This window comes from Thalassoglobus sp. JC818, from assembly GCF_040717535.1.
Classification (GTDB): Bacteria; Planctomycetota; Planctomycetia; order Planctomycetales; family Planctomycetaceae; genus Thalassoglobus.
In genome coordinates, this window is sequence record NZ_JBFEFI010000010.1 from 73,745 (window position 1) to 94,067 (window position 20,323).

The window sequence follows — 20,323 nt, forward strand, 5'->3', positions numbered from 1 at the left end:
GATCAACGTCTCTATAACAGCACAAACCGCATCGCCTTACTCAGCAGGAAACGCACTCGATGGACGCTTTCCCGATTCAAGTCAGTTCACGCATTCTCCATATCCTCGGAGCCATCATTCTGCTCGGAGGAGCGATCTTCTTCAAATTCATCGTTCAACCCGCCGCTTCGGAACTCCCTGAGAACGAACACGCGACGATGAAAGAACGGCTGATGAAGAGCTGGCGGCAACTGGTCGGGCTGGCCATCGCACTGCTGATTTTCTCAGGCTTCTACAACTATCTCGTGGTCGCACTTCCAGAGCATGAAGGCGACAAGCGATATCACATGTTCATGGGAATCAAGATTCTCATCGCGTTCGTTATCTTCTTCATCGCTTCGGTCCTGCCAGGACGTGCAGCAGCTTTCGAGAAGATGCGACAAAACAGCAAAATGTGGATGACGATCACGATCACGCTGGGGCTTGTGGTCATCGGAATTGCAGGTTTCCTGCGAATGCGTGGCATCCCCGGCTGATTCACACAGTAAGTTGACGGGCCTCTTGAATTGACTCAATGTGTTGGTGATCGCGAAGCGATTTTGCGATCACTAACTCGCTTTTGAATGGATGCGTCGAACCTCGGGCAAGCACCACAAAGCGCGTGAAGAGTCTTTTCTGAACTCAAACTCTCTTGCCCGGCAAATCCAGTACACAAATGACCACCTGTGGAAATAGCAGGTGGTCGATTTCGTACAATCTCGGGAACACGCTGACTTCCCATTCTTCCAGGACTTCCTCGTCACAGAAAAATGTCGAAGTGGCGAATTGTCCCACACTGATCGAATTTGCATCAATCTGACACACTTCTTTCCGTCAGATGACACACTGAGCGAGTGCTTCGAATTCGCCTCAACATGTTTCCAAAAAACAACTTCCAACAATCTTAGGAAGTTTCTTTCGTTGGGCGCTCCCTCTGCTCTCTCAAGAGCGGTCTGTTAAGAACCAGGGAACCTTTTCTCAGAAATATTGTTCGCATGCGAACTTTTTTAGTAATCCCAACGTCTCTTCACCCGTACTAACACCTGAACGGCAACATTAAGCATGCATGGGGAAACCAAAGTCCTCTGCTCAAGCCATAAAGAAAGATTTCGAACAAATAATCAGCGACAATGAGATTTCTCAGAAGACGTCGCTGTTGATTCACGGTTTCAGTTCAAGACGAATGTGAAGCGGTGACTGTGGAAAGGGTTTTGTGATGAGCGAGAAGTTCAATCATCCGGTCATGAAACAACTGACCGAACAGCAGAAACGATACGCTCCGATTGATAAGCGTCTCGAGCAAATGGATCGCGCAGAAAAACTTCTGACGCAGATCGATGAAGATCGCTCCTATCGATATCAGGATCTCTGCGAACAGCTAACGACATTCCGCCCTGACAAATATCCAGACCTGTCGATTGACGGCGGCGACCTGGCTCATGACCTCCGACTATTCGTCGAAGAACTCTCGGCAACAACAAACCTGCCCGTCGAACAGGCTGGCGAACCCGTTTTGACCGTCAATGATCTGAGCGAAGAGTACAACGTTTCAACGAAGACCGTTGATCGCTGGCGAAAACGCGGACTTGTGAGTCGTCGATTCCGCTTCGGAAATCGATCACGTGTCGGCTTCCTCCGCTCATCCGTCGATCGATTCGTCAACGAGCATCATACCGAAATTCAGCGAGGCTCCAAGTTCTCACAGATTACAGAAACTGAACGCCAAGAGATGATCGCCAAAGCCCGCCGGCTCGCCATTCATGGTGCGTGTCCGTCGGAAGTCAGTAAGCGGCTCTCTCGCGCATTCAACCGATCGCCAGAAGCGATTCGGTACACAATCAAGCAATACGACGAAGAAAACCCCGAGAACGCAGTGTTCCCGAATTCGACTGTTCCACTGACCGATGACCGCAAGATGGAGATCTACCAACGCTTCATCAACGGGATGTCTGTTGAGTTGCTCGCGGAAGAATTCTGTCGCACGAAGACCAGCGTCTACCGAATTGTGAACGAAGTGCGAGCTTCGATTCTGCTCAGTAGCCCGGTCGCGTTCATGGACAGCCCCGAGTTTCACGAAGACGGCAAAGAACGGGAAATTCTCGGACCACCGCCAGAAGTTGAACAATCCGGCCGCGTTATGAAGGCTCCTCCTGGACTGCCTCCATACCTCGCCAGTTTGTACACCGTTCCGCTTCTGACACGGGAGCAGGAAGGGTACTACTTCCGGAAGATGAACTACCTGAAGTTCAAAGCTGCCGAACTACAAGAACAGATCGACCTCAAGCAGCCGAAAAGTCGGCAACTTGACAAGCTTGAAGACCTGATCAATCAAGCGGTCGCGGTCAAGAACTTCCTGATTCGCAGTAACCTGCGACTCGTCGTTTCCATCGCCAAACGACACATGAAGCCGACCGTCAACTTCTTCGAGATGGTCAGCGACGGAAACATGTCGTTGATGCGTGCGATCGAGAAGTTCGATTACACCAAAGGGAACAAGTTCTCGACCTACGCCACCTGGGCGATCATGAAGAACTACGCCCGTTCGATTCCGGCAGAGAACAAGGTTCTCGATCGATTCCGAACCGGGAACGAGGAAGTATTCCACTTCTCCGAAGATGATCGAGGAAGTCAGTTCTACGATGAGGTGACTAACGCGCGACAGCACGAAGTCATCATGTCGATCCTGGAACACCTCGACGACCGTGAGAAGTCAATCATCCTTCATCGATATGGACTGGAGAAAGGTTCCGAACCGGAAACACTCGAACAAGTTGGTTCGAGGTTCGGGGTGACCAAAGAACGGATTCGTCAGATTGAAGCCCGTGCGATGCAGAAGATTCGAAAGATCGCCACTGAAGAGAACCTGGAGATTCCGGGAATCTAAGTGGGGCCTCTCACTTTGGGTGCAACGAGTCCTCTCCACTCCTGGAAGCCTCAATGTCCAACTTGGACGTTGGGGCTTTTTCTTTTGATGTTCATCTCCGATGATTCAGTGATCAACTCACTCATCGTCATCTTCAATTGACTGGCAAACCATTGACCATGGGTTCCCACTGATGATGTTCCGGGCAAAGCAGATTCAGTTCGCGCTACTGACAATCATCGTTCAGTTTGCAACCGCTCCAGACTTGATGGCTCAAGACTCACCAACAGGTGGGCCGTCGCTGGACGAAGTCTTCCTGTTTCGTCCTTCCAGATTTCCAGAAGGAAACTGGAGTCCGATGAATCTGCGTTTCGAAGACGTCGAGTTTCAATCTGAGGATGGCACGAAGCTTCATGGCTGGTTTTGCCCCGCTCCCAGTTCCGTCGCGCATGTCCTCTATCTTCACGGGACCGGTAAGAACCTCAGCGATCGCGCTCAACTTCTTGAGAAGCTCACCAAGCAACATCGGCTCAGCGTGATGATATTCGATTACCGAGGCTATGGACGTTCGGAGGGGCTCCCGACAGTTGACGGAGCGATTGCTGACAGCTTCGCAGCACGGGCCAAATTTGCTGAGATCGCCCAAATCCCTGAGTCCGAGATCGTACTAATGGGGCGATCACTCGGGGGGGCCATGGCCATCCAAATCGCCGCTGTCCTCCCCCCACGCGGGATGATTCTGGAAAGCACGTTCGCTTCTTACCGGGGAGTCGCAGAACTGCACGCCCCGAAGTTCGCATTTCTAATTCCGGACGAAAAACTCCACTCCGTCGAACTGATCTCAGAGATCAACACGAGCTTCCTGATCAGCCACGGCGACCGCGACCGGCTCATACCATTCGCCGCAGGTCAAAAACTCTTTCGAGCAGCCCCTGCCCCCAAAAAGTTCATCCGAATTCCCGGCGCCGACCACAACGATCCCCAGTCAAACAATTACTACAAAGCACTCGATCGATTTCTGAGATCGCTTCCACGGATGATCCAATCGCAGTAGTTCTTTCCTTCTGCACATTAAGGCCATTGCCTGCTTCGACGAGTACAACTTCACTGCTCGCTCAGAAATTATCCCCTGGAATGATTTCGTTTCCATTTCGAGTTCCCAGAGCCCGCCAGACATTGCGATCGATGGTGTCCGCGATAAATCGAGCGGCACCGTCCCCCATCCCCACATTGACGCCGCCGGGATGCAGGCTGGTCACGGTCACGGCAGCGTACGACCCCGACCGAAGGTCGTTGAGATCTCCGTTTGTGCAACTGTTACGATTGGGGGTCTGAACAGTCGTAAATTCCTCTTCGTCGTAGAGTGTATATCGAGGAAGATGGGAACGGGTTTCGCACTCCTCTGCAAAAGCATCGAGATCTTCATGAAAGACACTCGTTCGGAGCATCAGCCGGTGATTCCATTGGAGACTGTCAAAAGGAATGTAAGATTGAGCGGTGCCCCCGAGCGAGACGAGACGTTCAGAAAGAGCAAGAGTCGTAGACAGGCCATCAGTGACATCACGAGGTGAGATCGGGTCGTTCAACTGATTCGAGTTGAACCCATCCCGAAAATGTCGATTCGTGCCGTCCGACATCAGGTAGCTTTCGTACATCCCGGCTCCGGTGCTTTCCGGATCGGAGGGACACGCCATGACTTCCCGTGACGAGACCGGGTTCATCGTCTTGCCGTTTACAACGATCGGTTTTTCCTGCTCCAGGAACGGGAGCACTTGAACGTTCCAGTATTCTCGATTGACAATCGCCCCGGGGAAGTGGCCGTAGACTTCCTCAAACTGATGGAACGCCAGACCAATTTGCTTGACGTGCGACAGACATTGCGTCCGACGAGCGGACTCTCGGGCACTCTGGACGGCGGGAATTGTGATCGCGAGAAGGACTCCGATCACACCCATTGCGACCATGAGTTCCACAACGGTAAATCCATTTCGAGCTCGCGAACGATCTCTCGAATTCCGTCTCATGATTGACTCCTTTGCGTCTATCGAGGAGAGGCATCTTCTCGAAGGACCGGGTGATCATCTGCAAGAGGGACGTGAAGCTCACGCTGATCCGGCTCCTCAGAAGCAACTATCGTGATAAACCCTTCGCCGAGGGCGACTGTTTCTGGAAGTGGTTCGTTCTCTAGATCCATGACGTCAGTTTGTAAGAAATATCTGACTCGATATTCCCCTGGTTGCAGACGGAACTTCGTCGGCCTACTCGTCAATTCGAGACTGAATCGGTCAGTCTTCGGCGGCTGAACAGAAATCCAGGACTCCGCCACTCCGTCAATCAACTGAAAGTCTTCTTCCGTAGCCGTGGCTTGCCTTGGAACAACTGCCACGTACCTGAAAACCGGGTGTTCCGTAGCTGGCTGTTCATTCAAAACCACACGAAACACATGCTCGTGGTTCGTCGGATAAGTGTGAGAAGCATCTGAAAGTTCGAGTCCGTTCAAAGTAAAACTCTGAACAGACTCATCTTTCTCACTAAGTTCGGGCCGGGCATGCTTTGCCTTGAACTGTTCAAAGGCAGCGTCTGTCAAGCGGGCCGGCTGCATGAGCCAGTAAACAAGACATGCAACGACCACGACTGCCCCGACAATTCCAATTTGAACCTTCAATGTTCCCTCCGCATCCATGTTGTTGATGAATGTTTCCTGATACTCATCGCGGCGTTCCATCTGGCCACAGAATCGGATGATCCTCGGAGAGAGGAACAATCAAGTCGCGTGCATCCGGTTCGTCTGACTCAACGATCGTGAGGTTTCCCTCGCCGAGAGCAACCGTTTCTGGAAGCGGTTCGTTCTCAAGGTCCATCACTCGTGTTTGCAACAGATAACGCACTCGATATTTGCCCGGTTTCAATCGAAATTTGAACGGGTCGCTCGTGTATTCGCTTCCAAACGGATCTTGTGAAGGTGGCTTCACCGGAATTGTGAAATCAGCGATTCCATCAACAACTTGAAAGTCCTCCGGAGTCGCGTCAACAGGCCTCGGTACCACGATGACCATTCGAGCTGTGTAAAACTGGCTTCTCGGAAGCTCGTCGAAACTCACTTTAAGGAGATGGTCATAGTTCGTTGGATACGAGTGCGACTCTGATTCAAACGGCTGGTCGTTGAGCATCGCCGCCTGAACCAAGGGATCGGTCAGGTTCAGTTCAGGTCGACGATGCGCCGCTTCAAACAACTCCTGAGTCGCTTCGGTCATTCGCGGAGGTTGAAAGAACCAAAAGCAGAAGCCAATCGCGAGAACCAGGCAGCCCAGTCCTCCCCACCAGTACTTGTTCGGTCTCATTCGGACGCCCCTTCCATGGAATTTCGATGCGCTTTAACGCTCTTAAAAAGCGGCACGCCAAGTAGATCTCAGCTTCAAGTCTTCTTAGACAACTCTGCACATTCGAAAGCGGACTGCACGATTCTTTGATGCAATGCAGCCCTGACGACTTACAATGTGCTCTAAAAACCGGAATCGCGGAGTGCCTTCGTCGTCGTAAGTCGAGACGAACCTGATAGGACACACTCAAACGACGAGTCGCTCGAAGACTTTAGCCCAAGCTACGTAATCGTTGACTGGATAAAAGAGACGTCGCGAACAACAGAAAGTAAGAACTCACCCATCGTGTGACTTCCTGGTTAAAGGTTGACCGCCCACACACGCATCAGAGATAACAAATCCAAGACAGCCAGGCAAATTAAAAACACTAAGCGGGCTTCGAAAGCCCAAACTCAATGCGAGCCAGTTCAACATCCGTGCCTGAAATCGCTTGAACTCTGACGCGCCCGCAGCCAATTTCTCTTTCCAGTGATCGATTCTACTTGAGGACAAAACTTATGCGGCTGTGTCGCTCCATCGTCTGCGTCATTGCGCTGCTGGGAAGTGCTCATCTAATCGCAGCGGCGGCGGAGGTCGGTTCGCAGGCTAGTGAGCCGCTGAAGGTTTCGGCTCCTCCGGCGGAGATGGAACTTGATTCGTTCTACGCGAAGTATTTGAGCGCGAATGGATATCCGATCGTCAGTTCTGAGCGTGTCAGTGATTATGCGCTGAAGGAAGCGGGGTATCTTGTCAATCAAATGCTGGCCCATCGGCCGGATGTCAAACAAGCGATGATCGACAGCGGTTCGAGGTTGATCGTCATGGCGTACGACGAGTTGACGACCGATGTGCCCGAACATTCGCATCTGAAACCGAAAGACTTCTGGGATGCACGGGCGCGGGGATTGGGAGGATCGAGAACTGATCCGGTCTGTTCGTGCGGCGAGGAGAACCTGTTGGCCTTCGAAGGTGATCCTTATTCGACGGAATGTATTCTCATCCATGAGTTCGCACACAATATTCACTTGCGAGGCTTGGTCGAAATCGATCCGACGTTTGACCCGCGTCTCAAGCAGACATTCGAGCAAGCAATGGAAGCAGGTCTTTGGAAAGGCAAATACGCTTCGACCAATCATCATGAATATTTTGCAGAGGGTGTGCAGTCGTGGTTCGGCAACAATCGTGAGAACGATCATGATCACAACCATGTCAACACTCGCCAAGAACTGATCGACTACGATCCGGGGCTGGCTGCTCTTTGCGAAGAGGTCTTCGGAGAAACAGAACTCGTCTACACAAAACCTGTCACACGACTTTCTGGTCACCTTGCAGGTTACAATCCCGATGAAGCTCCCAAGTTTGTGTGGCCTGATCGTCTCAACGAAATGAAGAAAAAAATCCGTGCCGACGCTGAGAACCGAGGCAAGACCTCGGAATAGGAATGGCTCGGTGATGTCCGCATGAACGGACCAGAGACGAAGTTTTCTTCGACGAGATCACCAATCTTTGAGACCGCGCTTGACGACTGCCTTTCGAGAACTTACAAACGAAAGTCATCAACACATATTTCTACGATCAACTGTTCTCAGGATTTCTCATGCTTGGCTCCATTCAACAGATGATGAACGACCTGACGTTCCGACTCGCAGCGGTCTCTTTGATCGTCATCGGGATGAATACCCTGGCGAATGCCGAAGAGATTCGGACATGGCAAGATGCGACCGGTCGCTTCAAAATTGAGGCCAAGTACGTCAGCACGGAAGGCAATATCGTCAAGCTCGAACGAGCTGACGGAAAGAGCATTGAGATTCCGATTTCGAAGCTCAGCAAAGAGGATCAGGACTACCTGGACGACTTGAAGAACAACCCGTTCAAAGTCGCTGAGGACGACAACCCATTCATGGTCAAGGAAGATCAACCCGGTCAGGCGGCGCCGGCTCCAAACCGATCCGGAGGGGTCCGCTCCGGATCGGTTGAGGTGACGGTCGACTGGGATCAGTCCGAACATATTGATGTCGGACTCGCTGGCGATGGCTGGGATTTCAGTGTCGAAGGGGATCAGGAACTCGACTTCATCCCTAAAAACGTCGGCCTTCCGTCTCGTCAGGAGTTTTTTGAAGGGATCAAAGGTCTCGCGATCAATACTGTCGCCCGCAAGGCTGTGGTTGGCTTTGTCGCTGATCGTCCAGGCGGAAAAGATGATGCTGTCACACGACTGGTCGTCTGCGATTTGCAATCGGGTCGAAGCACGGGCGAAGTGACACACCCCGGGAATTTTGTGCCTCTCGCTCTTCACGACGACGGGGCCACCCTCCTGATGCGAACCACGAAGTTCGGATTTGGTAACAGCAACGAACTTCAATTGTGGAAGATTCAGGGACGCTCAATCGATGTCGAACGGATCGTGACTCCTCATCAGGATGACTGGAAGAGCAACAACGATCTCAATTGGGCAGCATTCATCGACCGCGATACTTTTGTCACGAAGAGTTCCGGGGGCATCGTCGCGTTCTGGGACATGAAGAGTTTCCAACCGATTTGTGATTTCAAAGTCGATGGCGGATCCCGCCCTGCTCTGTCCATCGATCGCAAAACCCTCGCGTTTTCAACCGGTGAAAAGATTGGCCTTTTCGACACACAAAGTCGTGAAGTCATCTGCCTGCAAAGCACTCCCCGCAAACTTCAGTGGCCGAATCTTGCGTTCAGCCCTTCCGGAAAACAACTCGGCTGTATCGCGTTCAATTCCATTCTCATCTGGAACACAGAAACAGGTGAGCTTTACCGAGACTTCGAAACTCCCGGGCTGAACATTAACGGCAAGCTGGAATTCTCCGATGAGGACTTCGTGCTCGCTGGCGGTCGCTATCTCATCGAGTTGGAAAACATGATTAAGCTCTGGGATTACGAAGGGGCTGGTTCAGTCGATGCGATCGGCGGGGTCACGTTTTTTGCAGTCAGCCCGCATAAGCAAGGCGGAGCTCTCATGCCCACACTGATTCCACACGATGCAGCGCTGGATGCTCTTGATGCTGCATTGAATCAGCCGGACCTGTTCATCTTCCGACAAGGATCATCTGTCCGGCTCGACCTGAACGGCATCTCTGGACAGCATCGCGCGGAAGTCGAAGCTGACCTCAGGAAGAAGCTCTCAGACCTCGACGTGCAGGTGACAGACTCTGCCCCGTTAACTATTAAGTGCACTGTGACGGGACCGAAACAGGAGAAGATGACTTACACCCGATTCGGGACTTATACCGTTCAGGTTTACAACACGAAAATCGAATTCGTCTACGAAGGCAAAGTTGCCTGGCAGTCGTCGGGAACGAACATTCCACACTTTGTCCACATCGGTTCGGATGAAAACTTGGGCGACATTCTTCGCAAGAAGTCACAGCAGGCGGACTACAGCTTCTACAAGAATCTTGTTCTGCCGCGATTCCTTCAGAAACCGAGCGACGGAAGTCAGCAGAACAAGCGAGCCGGACAGACGATCGGGTCATCCAAAGTGGTTCCTGTCTCAAGCAATCGCCAGCGGCGATGATTCATCGTTCTGACATTTGATTTGCGCTCTCCTTTCGGACAAGCACGAAGGTTTCTACACTCCTCGATTCTGCGGCACTTTGGGAACAGCTTCAGGACTCCTGCACACGAGTGCGTTGAGCGATCACGTCAATTTTCTACTGCGGTATGCTCAACCACTGCGTCGATCAGGAACTGTCAGCCGCTCCCGAATCAAACCAATCTGCGAATCGAATGAGTAGCTATGTCACGTCACGATGGGCGCCGGCCCGATGAACTCCGCCCTGTTCAGATTGAACGTCCTTACTTTGGATCAGCTCCGGGGAAGGTTCTCATCAGTGCTGGCCAGACAACGATTCTTTGTTCTGCCAGCCTCAGCGAAGACCTTCCTCCCTGGAAGCTGAACAGCGAGAATCCCACCGGATGGGTTTCCGCCGAATACAACATGCTTCCCGGAAGTACGTCTCCTCGCAAATCGCGACGCACCGATGGACGCGGCACCGAAATTCAACGCCTGATCGGTCGCAGCTTGCGAGCTGTCATCGATTTCAAAGCTCTCGGCCCACGCATGATCACCGTCGACTGCGATGTCATTCAGGCAGACGGCGGAACCCGAACGCTCAGCATTACAGGCGGCTTCATCGCACTCGTTGATGCCGTGCGGAGCGTTGAAGATCCAACCTTCGATCCGAATGCCGTCTTTCTCAACTCAGTCGCAGCTGTGAGCGTGGGTGTCGTCGAAGGCGTGCCTGTTCTCGACCTCGACTATCCCGAAGACAGCACCGCTCATGTCGACATGAACGCTGTAATGACCGGGGACGGCAATATCATCGAAATTCAGGGAACCGCAGAGCGATCAGTTTTTTCTCGCGAACAACTCAATCAACAACTCGACTTCGCAGCCGCAGGAATCGAGGAACTGACGCGTATTCAGCAGACCGCACTTGGCGAAGACTGGCCGATCGCAACTCGTTAGGACGCGACGATTTCGTCACTTTCTTGATGACGAACCTAGCCCCGGATCTGACGGTTGATCGCGAATTCGTCTGTGTTTTCCGAGATGGAGTCTGTTCAAAGACCCGTCTGGACACAACTTTCGATAGCTGATAGAAACCTGAAGCCGAATTGGATGTTTTCTGCAAAAACGAGGAGATTGTGTACTGACTGGATGTCAGGCAGGTTTTCTCGGCAGGAAATCCAGTTCTCTCTCTCTCTCTTCTATCAACTCCAGATCAGCACACGGAGGGTGTTATGGTCGCGAGATTGTTTCTGTCTCTGATGACATTGGCATTTTGCACGTCGATTTTGGGTTCATCTGCGAACGCCGCAAGCATCGAAGCGGATCCCGGAAAAAAATATGAGCTGACGAAAAATCGCGGCCCATGGATGATCAGCGTCGCGACATTTCACTCTGCATCGCCTGACGGTGTCACTCGCAAAGGGAAGTCTCCTGAAGAGGCTGCACACGAGTTGATCATCGAACTCCGCAAGCTGGGCATGCCAGCTTACATGTATGTTCATGATCCTGACCAGCAGCGAGTGACAGTCAAAGATGTGCTCGGCCGCGAAGAGTACAAGAAAAACCTGCGACGCATTCGTTCCGTTCTGGTCATCGCTGGCAACTACGATGACATCGACGACAAACTCGCTCAGGACTCATTGAAATGGGTGAAGAAACTTAACCCAGAGTGTCTGCAGACCGGTGTTGTTTTCCAGGCGACCGAAGCACGTCCAACTCCGCTCAGTGGGGCATTTCTGACGATCAATCCGCTTCTCTCCCCTGAAGAAGTTCAGCAGAACCGACAAGATCCGCTGCTGGTTCGCCTGAACAGCGGACAGGAGCATTCGCTGTACGATAATCCCGGCGAGTACACTCTCGTCGTCAAACGCTTCCTCGGCAAAAGCGCGACCGTCAAACCGGGTGACAAACTCCCTTCTATCACTCAGTTTCTGAAGGACAACGACCTCGATGACGCTGGGGAGTCGGCTCAGGAACTCGTGACAATTCTTCGTGGTCGCTACGACGAAGGCTTGAACAAGTCTCCCGGAATCTTGAACGAAGTCGAAGCGTACGTTTGGCACGATCGACATGAGTCGTTTGTGAGCGTTGGATCGTTCAGTTCTCCGAATGACCCAGCGATCAAAAAGTACATGGAAGCTTTCAGCCCACGTCTTGTGACATTCGACAATGGAGCCCAGAACTTCCAGCCGGTCCATCTTTCGATCGCCGGATTCGGGAAAAATCGCAATGAAACTCGTCTGTTCGTCTTCGATCCTGAACCGCAAGTCATTCGTGTTCCGAAAAAGCGATAGACTCAGAAATCAAAACAAGATCCTCGCCCCACTTGGGACGAGGATCTTTTCATTTAGAGCGATTTAAAATTTAGTTTGCACTGACTCGAACGAGTTAACTCAGCGTCTTCATGAACGCGACCGCGCAAGCGAGTCCACAGTGAAGAGCCACTTGCTTAGTCGACGATCAACGGGATCGTCATGATCTCTTCATCTCTGATCAGTCGAACTTCGAGTTCCTCTCTCGAAGACACCTGCACCAGAATTCGATGGATGTCGTCAATGTTTTCGGTGATCCGATCATTGATCGACACGATCCAGTCTCCTCGTCGGATTCCAGCTCGTCCTGCTGCTCCATTCGTGTCAAAGTCAACAACTTCCACGACAGACGGGGAGAGAAGATCGAACTCCCGAACCATGGAGCGAGGGAGATGCCGAATTCGCGCTGTCACGCCCAGCTGCCGACGTCGAACTTCTCCATGCTGCAGAAGTTCACCGATCACCCACTGAACGGTCGCGCTTGAAACAGCGAATCCCAAGCCTTGGGCATTCTGAACAATGGCTGTGTTCACCCCCACCACTCGTCCCCGTGAATCAACCAGCGGACCGCCACTATTCCCCGGATTGATGGGAGCAGCATGCTGTATGATGTTCTCGATCAGTCGACCATCGCTGCCGCGCATGTTCCTTCCGAGAGCACTGACGACGCCGGTTGAAACTGTCGAATGCAGCCCCAAGGGACTGCCCATCGCAATGACAAGTTGTCCCACTTTGAGAGCTTCCGAATCGCCGATAGCTGCATATGGGAAATCACTGGACTCCAACCGCAACAAAGCTAAGTCAGTCGCTGGATCATTACCAACGAGGACCGCTTCCACACGATCCCCGTCGATCGTCTCCGCAACCATTTTCTGGATTCCGTCGACGACGTGACTGTTCGTGACTGCGTACCCGTCGGGAGTGATCAGAAAGCCGGACCCATTTCCCTGCTGGCCGTTGCGGTGCTGTCCCCACAGACTCACGACAGCTGGGGAAACCATTTCAACAACGCCCACAACAGCTGCTGAGTACGCGTCCAGAACGTCAGAATTCTCGACAGGCGCGGTATTCGGAGAAGGTCCGGAACTTCCTTGCGGCTGGCCGTCAGAAGAGACCGTCCGCAGCAAATATTGATTCAACCAGTTCATCGTGTTTTCCTCCTGCTTGAGACTGCAAGAATCGTATGCATCGGAAACTGGAGGTCCAGCTTGGAGCCGTCGGTCCAAATGTCGAATCACAGCTACAATTCACCTCACCTGATGAAACACTTGTCAACGTAACCTTGCCTTAACACGATCTTTACACTGAGTCCCTTCTGGTCGCAGATTCACTTGGGTAGACTCTTTTGCTGTTGGCAATCAGAAGAGATTGCTCCCCTCGCCACTTGCTCGCACACTCGAAACGGTCCCCTGACTATCGTGAGATCTGTCGCCAAAGAAGCTGTTGTTCCTCCGCTCGTTGTTGCAACATTACTGACCTGTTCGGGTGCCTGTGCACTCGTTTTTCAAGTCGTGTGGATTCGCGAACTTCGATTGATTTTCGGCGCGACAACCTCCGCCTCAGCTGCGGTCCTGGCGATCTTCATGGGAGGACTGGGGCTCGGTAACTTTTTGCTTGGTCGCCGCATCGATCGTAACCCAGCTCCGCTCAGAGTGTATGGAAGATTGGAAGCTGGCATTGCTCTCTCAGCTGCCATCAGCCCGCTACTGATTGAACTATCACGCTCGATATATCTGGGCCTCGGAGGGCAAGCGACACTCGGATTTCCGACGGCGACAGGGCTCCGACTTCTGTTCTCCACTCTGATCCTTGGTGTTCCCACAATCTTGATGGGAGGGACGCTCCCCGCCGCAGCGAAAGCTGTCTCCTCGCCGAAAGACCCTTATCGACGCGGAGTCGCGCTCGTTTACGGAATGAACACGCTCGGTGCTGTACTCGGTGCGGGGATTGCGAACTTTTACCTTCTGGAAGCATGGGGAGGGCGCTGGACACTCTGGACAGCGTGCGTTTTCAATGCTGGACTCGCGAGTGTGGCACTGCTCCTCTCCGCTCGTTATTCGAAAGCTCCAGTTGAAGAACACCCACAGGAAGTTGATAGAACAACGACGGATTCGACTACAAAAGAAGCGACCTCCAGCCAATTTGTGACCGTCTGCCTCACATCTGGTTTTGTCGGCTGTGTTTTCTTTCTGATGGAATTGGTCTGGTACCGCATGCTTGGCCCACTGCTTGGCGGAACGACCTACACCTTCGGACTCATTCTCTGCCTGGCCCTCTTGGGAATCGGGATCGGCGGTGCTGCCTATTCACTCTTAGCACGCTGGATCAGGCCGACGCATCGACTGCTGGCTTTAACCTGCGCTCTCGAAGCCTTCTTCATCGCACTCCCATTCTTCTATGGAGACCGCATCGCCCTGTGGGTTTTGGAACAGCAACAGCAGGGAGTCGACACCTTCTCTGAACAAGTCTGGAACTGGTTTCAAATCGGCGGCTTCGTCATTCTGCCCCCAGCGATCATTTCAGGGTTTCAATTTCCTGTATTGATTGCAGTCGCTGGGACTGGTCGTGAAAACGTGGGTCGCCAAGTCGGGCTGACCTTCGCTGCGAATACATTGGGTGCGATTTGCGGATCGCTCGCCGGCGGCTTTCTCCTGCTTCCTTTGCTCACAGCTCCCGGGTTGTGGATTGTCTGTATCTGGATTCTGATCGGACTCACCTGTTTGCTCGCATTGGCCGGTCGACGAGAGGAAGGAGTTTGGCTCAGCCCTGCGGTTGTCACGACACTACTAGCTGGCTGTGCAACGCTGTTCATTGGACCAACCGCCGTCTGGAGACACTCCGGGATCGGAGCTGGCCGCGCTGAGCTGAACGGAACCGGACAAAACGCGGAACAGCGATTCATCAACGAAAAGCGTCGACAAACACTTTGGGAGGGAGAAGGACTCGAATCGAGTGTGGCTGTCACTGCGACCGACAGCCTCGCCTTCCTGGTAAACGGTAAGAGCGACGGGAACGCCTATGGTGACGCGGGGACACAGATCGGTCTCGGATTGATTGGCCCACTCCTGCATCCCGACCCTCAACGCGGACTCGTGATCGGTCTTGGAACTGGCGAGTCCGCAGGATGGCTGGCAGACTGCCGCAGCATGAAATCCGTCGATGTGATCGAACTCGAACCGATCATCATGTTCATGGCCGAACTCTGCACTCCGATGAATCGAGACGTCCTCAACAATCCGAAAATTCATATCGAATTCAACGACGCTCGCGAGTTCCTTCTGACCACGCCCAATGAGTACGACCTCATCGTCTCAGAGCCGTCGAACCCATACCGGGCAGGCATTGCGAATCTCTACACGCGTGAATTCTACGAATCCGCCGTTGCCCGATTGTCGAGCGACGGTCTGTTTCTTCAATGGCTTCAGGGGTACGAAGTCGATCCACGCACGGTGAAGTCCGTCCTGACAACGCTGCGCTCGGTCTTCCCTTCTATACAGATCTGGAGAACGAAATCGCGAGACCTGGTTCTCGTCTGCGGTCAATCGAAAGACAGTTTCTCTTTTGAACGCGAACAACTCATCGAACGTCTTCAGGACCCGACGCTGTCGGAAGGACTTCAGAAAGCCTGGCGAGTGACTGACCTCGACGGTGTCCTCGCTCATTATGTGGGCGGCGATGATGCAATTGATGCCTTTCTCGATGGAAGTAATGAATTACTCAACACCGACGATCGAAATCTCCTCGAGTATGCTTTCGCTTTAACGGTTGGAAAGTCGACTCGATTTTCCATCCACGAACTGCATCAGCTATCCGACCAGTCCGGTCATCCGTTTCCGATTTCCGTTGACGATGAGCAGAAAGAGACCATCGCTCGACGTCAACTCGCGATGTTACTTCACCTTGGAGGCGAGATTCCAACAGATGAAGAACCCGAATCTGTCGATCCTGATCGCGTCGCAGCATACCGAGCATATCTCGATGAAGACTACGAGGAAGCCGCGAAGTACTTTGATCAAACCGAACCGGATTTGTCCTGCCCGATCGACACTCTTATCTGCGCGCATTCCATGGCAGAAACCGGTCGAGAAATTGAAGAGGAAGTGCTCGCAGCAGTTCGCGATCAAAACGAAACCGAAGCTGCGGCAATTGAAGCCATCTCTGCATGGCACCGAGGTGAGCAGGAAGACTCGATCGAGCATATGGTCGCAGCGTTCGAAAGACTGCGTCAGAATCCTTGGGGAAGTTGGTACCTCTTCGACTCGCTGATTCGCCTGTCAGGACGTGCTGGGCAAGTGAGTCCACAAGCAGCGGAGACAATCTTCGCTGAACTCGAAGAGCCGTTTTCGATGTTTCGTCTCGAAGATAAGCGTCTCCTCTTGCGATACCTCGCTTCGGAATCTCTATCGCCCGACAAAACAGTCATCGCTTTAGAAGCATTGGAGCCGAACGTCCCATGGATCGGCTGGCTGCTCGAGAACCGCGCTCGTGTTTATGAGTCGGTCAATCATCCACTCTCACGGTCGGCAGCCGGAGACCTTCAACAATTCCAATACTCCGAACCTGCAGATCGTCGGTGAATGCAACTGTGCGACCTTCTTCATGGAGCATGTCAGGCGTTGATGTCGCGACGTTAGAGCATTTTCTGATTTTGTGTGCACAGGAAAGAGCAACTTGCTCTAGTAGATCTGTCGTCGCGGCAAATCGGCGAAGCGACGCCGAATTGGATCGGGCAACGGCTGATTTGCTTTTGGCGAGAGCGGAATTCGAATTCTCGCGAATCCCCAGAATTGCGTGTCACGAAGTTGGTCATGTGACAATTCTACACCTGCTTCGAACCGCGACTGATTTCCCAGCCATGGAAGAGCGTAGCAGCGATATTCAAGCCGTGATTTCGGACCAGTGATAGAACGAAACCCGAAAGCGGAATTTCCGAGGTGATAGATTCCGTTGAACCAGCGAAGTTCCCGGCTGTCCTGCCATCCCCAATGCAGAAGGCGGCAGCCGTATTCGATTTCGAAACCTCGGTAGGCCCGTTCTTGAAAGTTGTGAGTGAAAATCGTTCCGTTCGAAAAGCCGCTCATACGATCCGCCGATTCACCACCCTGATTTGGAAAGTAAGCGGTGATGCGAAAGTCACGTTCGAGCGTCAGCACTTCGATCCCGGTCGTGAATTGGTTGAAACTGTTGTCGTCGGTGGTGTTCATGTGATCGAAGTATCCATAGACACCCCAAATCCAATCCTTCTCATCGATCCAACGATATCCCAATCCGAACATTCCGGTGCTTGCATCTTCACTGTCGAACTGAGCTCGCAGGTCGGAAAAGACGAGACTGTCGTTCGTTTCCCAGAGCGGAAGCATCCCGCGGATTTCAGTCACCGTTCGTTCTGAACCCGGCATGACCATCAGATCGATAAATGGAGCAAGATCGCTCGTTCCCAGACAAGTCTGACACTCATCCGAGAACGACCCGGGACAGCAATCGTCTTCCATCCAATTCTGATGGAACTCTGATGAAGCGACTGGTGGCGGAATCGAGTCCATCGCTAGAAACGGGTCCGGATCAGAGAACAGTTCGGGACCAGCTGGTGATGGCTGCGGTTCGAGCACTGGCGGAGTCGCAGAGGGCGAAGGCATTGGCTCGGGAACCGGGGCCAGATCTGGCATTTCGACTTCTGGAGGAACCGGGACGCTCATGTTCGCCGGGTCCGGTTTCGATTCGGGAAGCGGTTCAATCGCCGGACTTGGATCAGAAGAGATGAACGCTTCCGCAACAACCGGAGGCTGCGCGGGAATTTCAACCAGCTTCGGAGTCGGAGTGGCTGGGACTAACTGTTCAGATTCACTCTGCCCAGCTGTCTGCAGCACCTGTTGAGGTTCAGCAAACTGAGTAGGTCGCACACTCTCTGTACGAGCGTTCTGTTCCCGGACAAGCTGTTCCAGATCCAGAATTCGAGGAAGACTCTCATGCTTCGGGACAGGCCGGCATGGCGGCGGAAAGTCCCCTGTCACGAAACCAACAAACCGAGGCGGAGGAGGGGCATCACTTTGAACAAACCCCAAAAACTTTGGCGGAGCGGGCTGTTCGGATTGCACGTATCCAATGAAGCGAGGAGGTGGAGGCGCATCGCTCTCCGCGAACGCACTGAGTGCGAAACAGAGTTGGGCAGAGAGTACGAGTCCACAAACAAGACGCATTCGAAAGAACCATCCATGAAACAGTTTGCCGACTTTACTACTCGCTTCCGGCCGTTGAGGTCAATCTGCCCAGAAGATGATCAGGCTCGACGAAGAGGTCACAGGCATATTCCGCCGTTTTTACTCGGAATTTGCCCCCTCAGAAGTAACTCTCATCCAGCGATCTTGATACTTGCAAGAGCGATGAATGGGACATTCGCTTTAGAGAATTGAAGCTGCGACAGCCCAGCTTGGAAAACACCCTACGGCAAATCTCGATCCGGGAGAAATCGTTTGAGTTCTCCTCGCAGAAAGGTCTCGATATCGCGCGCAAGATCAAGCTGATAGCACTTTTGCGCCAACTCTTCACATTCAGTGATGGAGAGGTTTCGAACAAGTTGTTTGATAATCGGGACCGACTGGGGAGTCACACTGAGATTTCGCAGCCCCATTCCAATCAGTAGCGGCACGAACATCGGATTCGAAGACATTTGCCCGCAGACCGCCACAGGCAATTTGGCATCCCGAGCGGCGAACAGGACTCTACGAACGAGGAACAAGACCGACGGATCGCTGCCATTGTAGTACTTCGCGACCATCGGATCTGATCGATCCGCAGCGAGTGTGTATTGGATCAGATCGTTTGTGCCGATCGAGAAGAAATCGACTTCGTGAGCGAATTCCTCAGCCATGATCGCGGCCGATGGAACTTCGACCATCATCCCAACCGGGATGTGTGGATTGTGTTCGATCTTCTGCTCTTCAAGGTCCTCGCAGACATCGCGAAACACCATTCTGGCTTGTCGAAACTCTCCAATCGAAGAAATCAACGGAAACATGACCCGGGCATTTCCGAACACAGCGGCTCGCAGGATGGCACGTAATTGGGTCTTGAAGAGTTCCAGATACTCGAGGCTGACACGAATACTTCTTAAGCCCAGTTCTGGATTACTGACTTCGTTGTAGACATGCTTCATCGCGCCGGGGATTTTATCCGCTCCGACGTCGAGTGTTCGAATCGTTACCGGTCGTTCGCCGAAAGTGTCAATTACTTTTCGATACGCCTGATAATGGTCTTCTTCGGAACGTTCTCCCATCGCACCGAGGTACAGAAACTCGGTGCGGTACAACCCGATTCCATCAGCCCCGCGTTCCTTACATTGATCGGCTTCTTCCGGGAATTCGATGTTCCCGCACACCTCAATCGAAACGCCATCAGTCGTGATCGCCTGTCCCACACCGAGTTTGCGGAGCGCCTGAGACTTCGACTGGAATCGCTCTTTGATCAACCGGTACTTTTCGAGAGTTTTCTCATCAGGGCCGATGATCAATCGCCCCTCAGTTCCGTCCAGAATGACGGTTTCACCTCCGGAGATATCGGTGAGAAAATCTCCGACTCCGACAATGGCCGGGATTTCCAGAGCGCCTGCAAGAATCGCTGTGTGGCTGGTACTGCCGCCTTTTTCAGTGGCGAATCCCTGCACGAACTTGCGGTTGAGCCCCGCAGTCTCGCTGGGGGTTAAGTTGTAAGCGAGAACGATCACTTCAGTTGTCAGGTGCGACAATTCTTCCCGTTGTTCACCGAGAAGATGTCGAAGCAAGCTGCGTTCGAGATCGAAGATGTCAGCAGCACGTTCGGCGAGATACTGATCTCCAAGATGCTGAAGTTCTTTCGCGTAGCGTCTCAAGATTTGAGATGAGGCATGCTCGGGAGATTCGTGATCGTCCCGGATTCGTCGTTCGATCTGCTCGATCAGCTTGGGATCTCGTACGAACTGTAGATGGGCTCCAAAGATCGAAGCGTATTCTTTGCCGAGGTGCTGGGCAGCCAGCGACTCGTTCGCCGCGATTTCTTGAGCGACTTTTTCCAAAGCAGCGTGGAGACGTTCCACTTCCACGTCGACAGCATCTACGCTGACTGAGTCCTTGGGGATTCGAAAGTCTTCAACCCCTAAGACAAATGCTGGTCCAATCGCGACACCGGGTGAAACAGCAATCCCATGTCTGACCTGCATTGAATTCCTCGAAACGGTATGTCATCACTCTCGATGGCTGTC

Annotated in this window: 14 protein-coding genes; 8 read left to right on the forward strand and 6 right to left on the reverse strand. The window is 52.8% G+C overall.

Annotated elements, in window-relative coordinates:
* Nucleotides 1-59: 59 nt before the first annotated feature.
* The 3 genes from AB1L42_RS20915 (at nucleotide 60) to AB1L42_RS20925 (ending at nucleotide 3,935) form a co-directional block, all read left to right on the forward strand.
* A complete protein-coding gene (locus AB1L42_RS20915) occupies nucleotides 60-515 on the forward strand; it encodes a hypothetical protein (protein ID WP_367060961.1) in 456 nt (151 codons plus the stop codon).
* 719 nt (nucleotides 516-1,234) lie between these two features.
* Nucleotides 1,235-2,902, forward strand: coding sequence for a sigma-70 family RNA polymerase sigma factor (locus AB1L42_RS20920; protein WP_367060964.1), 1,668 nt, complete (start codon nucleotides 1,235-1,237; stop codon nucleotides 2,900-2,902).
* Between the two features lie 172 nt (nucleotides 2,903-3,074).
* The gene (locus AB1L42_RS20925) at nucleotides 3,075-3,935 is read left to right on the forward strand and encodes an alpha/beta hydrolase (RefSeq protein WP_367060967.1); all 861 of its coding nucleotides are present in this window, start codon (nucleotides 3,075-3,077) and stop codon (nucleotides 3,933-3,935) included.
* Nucleotides 3,936-3,996: 61 nt separating this feature from the next.
* Here AB1L42_RS20925 and AB1L42_RS20930 read toward each other — a convergent pair whose 3' ends face one another.
* Genes AB1L42_RS20930 through AB1L42_RS20940 form a run of 3 tightly spaced genes read right to left on the reverse strand, consistent with a single transcriptional unit; the run spans nucleotide 3,997 to nucleotide 6,222 of the window.
* Nucleotides 3,997-4,905: a DUF1559 domain-containing protein gene (locus AB1L42_RS20930; RefSeq protein ID WP_367060970.1), complete on the reverse strand. Its 909-nt coding sequence runs from the start codon at nucleotides 4,903-4,905 to the stop codon at nucleotides 3,997-3,999.
* Nucleotides 4,906-4,922: 17 nt separating this feature from the next.
* A complete protein-coding gene (locus tag AB1L42_RS20935) occupies nucleotides 4,923-5,606 on the reverse strand; it encodes a hypothetical protein (RefSeq protein ID WP_367060973.1) in 684 nt (227 codons plus the stop codon).
* A complete protein-coding gene (locus AB1L42_RS20940; protein WP_367060976.1) occupies nucleotides 5,590-6,222 on the reverse strand; it encodes a hypothetical protein in 633 nt (210 codons plus the stop codon). The genes AB1L42_RS20935 and AB1L42_RS20940 overlap by 17 nt, the downstream gene beginning before the upstream one ends.
* Before the next feature lie 536 nt (nucleotides 6,223-6,758).
* Here AB1L42_RS20940 and AB1L42_RS20945 point away from each other — a divergent pair.
* The 4 genes from AB1L42_RS20945 to AB1L42_RS20960 all read left to right on the forward strand — a co-directional run bounded on the left by AB1L42_RS20945 (nucleotide 6,759) and on the right by AB1L42_RS20960 (nucleotide 12,072).
* Complete coding sequence (locus tag AB1L42_RS20945) at nucleotides 6,759-7,679, forward strand: hypothetical protein (RefSeq protein WP_367060979.1); 921 nt, start codon at nucleotides 6,759-6,761, stop codon at nucleotides 7,677-7,679.
* 158 nt (nucleotides 7,680-7,837) lie between these two features.
* Nucleotides 7,838-9,781: an SHD1 domain-containing protein gene (locus tag AB1L42_RS20950; protein WP_367060982.1), complete on the forward strand. Its 1,944-nt coding sequence runs from the start codon at nucleotides 7,838-7,840 to the stop codon at nucleotides 9,779-9,781.
* Nucleotides 9,782-10,003: 222 nt separating this feature from the next.
* Complete coding sequence (gene rph, locus AB1L42_RS20955) at nucleotides 10,004-10,735, forward strand: ribonuclease PH (RefSeq protein ID WP_367060985.1); 732 nt, start codon at nucleotides 10,004-10,006, stop codon at nucleotides 10,733-10,735.
* A gap of 275 nt (nucleotides 10,736-11,010) precedes the next feature.
* A complete protein-coding gene (locus tag AB1L42_RS20960) occupies nucleotides 11,011-12,072 on the forward strand; it encodes a hypothetical protein (protein ID WP_367060988.1) in 1,062 nt (353 codons plus the stop codon).
* A gap of 155 nt (nucleotides 12,073-12,227) precedes the next feature.
* On the opposite strand, the gene AB1L42_RS20965 is transcribed toward AB1L42_RS20960, so the two are convergent.
* Entirely contained in the window at nucleotides 12,228-13,238 is a 1,011-nt protein-coding gene (locus AB1L42_RS20965; RefSeq protein ID WP_367060991.1) for a trypsin-like peptidase domain-containing protein, read from the reverse strand.
* Nucleotides 13,239-13,508: 270 nt separating this feature from the next.
* Here AB1L42_RS20965 and AB1L42_RS20970 point away from each other — a divergent pair, with 270 nt between their 5' ends.
* On the forward strand, nucleotides 13,509-16,667 hold the full coding sequence (locus AB1L42_RS20970; protein WP_367060994.1) for a fused MFS/spermidine synthase: 3,159 nt from the start codon (nucleotides 13,509-13,511) through the stop codon (nucleotides 16,665-16,667).
* Between the two features lie 99 nt (nucleotides 16,668-16,766).
* Here AB1L42_RS20970 and AB1L42_RS20975 read toward each other — a convergent pair whose 3' ends face one another.
* The gene (locus AB1L42_RS20975; protein ID WP_367060997.1) at nucleotides 16,767-18,287 is read right to left on the reverse strand and encodes an inverse autotransporter beta domain-containing protein; all 1,521 of its coding nucleotides are present in this window, start codon (nucleotides 18,285-18,287) and stop codon (nucleotides 16,767-16,769) included.
* Nucleotides 18,288-18,529: 242 nt separating this feature from the next.
* Nucleotides 18,530-20,281 carry a phosphoenolpyruvate--protein phosphotransferase gene (gene ptsP / locus AB1L42_RS20980; protein WP_367061000.1) on the reverse strand — a complete coding sequence of 584 codons (1,752 nt, stop codon included), beginning with the start codon at nucleotides 20,279-20,281 and terminating at the stop codon, nucleotides 18,530-18,532.
* Nucleotides 20,282-20,323 lie beyond the last annotated feature (42 nt).

What these genes read in the sequence shown, in the direction of transcription:
- AB1L42_RS20915 (WP_367060961.1), top strand. Translation starts at nt 60, where the DNA reads ATGGACGCTTTCCCGATTCAAGTCAGTTCACGCATTCTCCATATCCTC.
- AB1L42_RS20920 (WP_367060964.1), top strand. Translation starts at nt 1,235, where the DNA reads ATGAGCGAGAAGTTCAATCATCCGGTCATGAAACAACTGACCGAACAG.
- AB1L42_RS20925 (WP_367060967.1), top strand. Translation starts at nt 3,075, where the DNA reads ATGATGTTCCGGGCAAAGCAGATTCAGTTCGCGCTACTGACAATCATC.
- AB1L42_RS20930 (WP_367060970.1), bottom strand. Translation starts at nt 4,905, where the DNA reads ATGAGACGGAATTCGAGAGATCGTTCGCGAGCTCGAAATGGATTTACC.
- AB1L42_RS20935 (WP_367060973.1), bottom strand. Translation starts at nt 5,606, where the DNA reads ATGGAACGCCGCGATGAGTATCAGGAAACATTCATCAACAACATGGAT.
- AB1L42_RS20940 (WP_367060976.1), bottom strand. Translation starts at nt 6,222, where the DNA reads ATGAGACCGAACAAGTACTGGTGGGGAGGACTGGGCTGCCTGGTTCTC.
- AB1L42_RS20945 (WP_367060979.1), top strand. Translation starts at nt 6,759, where the DNA reads ATGCGGCTGTGTCGCTCCATCGTCTGCGTCATTGCGCTGCTGGGAAGT.
- AB1L42_RS20950 (WP_367060982.1), top strand. Translation starts at nt 7,838, where the DNA reads ATGCTTGGCTCCATTCAACAGATGATGAACGACCTGACGTTCCGACTC.
- rph (WP_367060985.1), top strand. Translation starts at nt 10,004, where the DNA reads ATGTCACGTCACGATGGGCGCCGGCCCGATGAACTCCGCCCTGTTCAG.
- AB1L42_RS20960 (WP_367060988.1), top strand. Translation starts at nt 11,011, where the DNA reads ATGGTCGCGAGATTGTTTCTGTCTCTGATGACATTGGCATTTTGCACG.
- AB1L42_RS20965 (WP_367060991.1), bottom strand. Translation starts at nt 13,238, where the DNA reads ATGAACTGGTTGAATCAATATTTGCTGCGGACGGTCTCTTCTGACGGC.
- AB1L42_RS20975 (WP_367060997.1), bottom strand. Translation starts at nt 18,287, where the DNA reads ATGCGTCTTGTTTGTGGACTCGTACTCTCTGCCCAACTCTGTTTCGCA.
- ptsP (WP_367061000.1), bottom strand. Translation starts at nt 20,281, where the DNA reads ATGCAGGTCAGACATGGGATTGCTGTTTCACCCGGTGTCGCGATTGGA.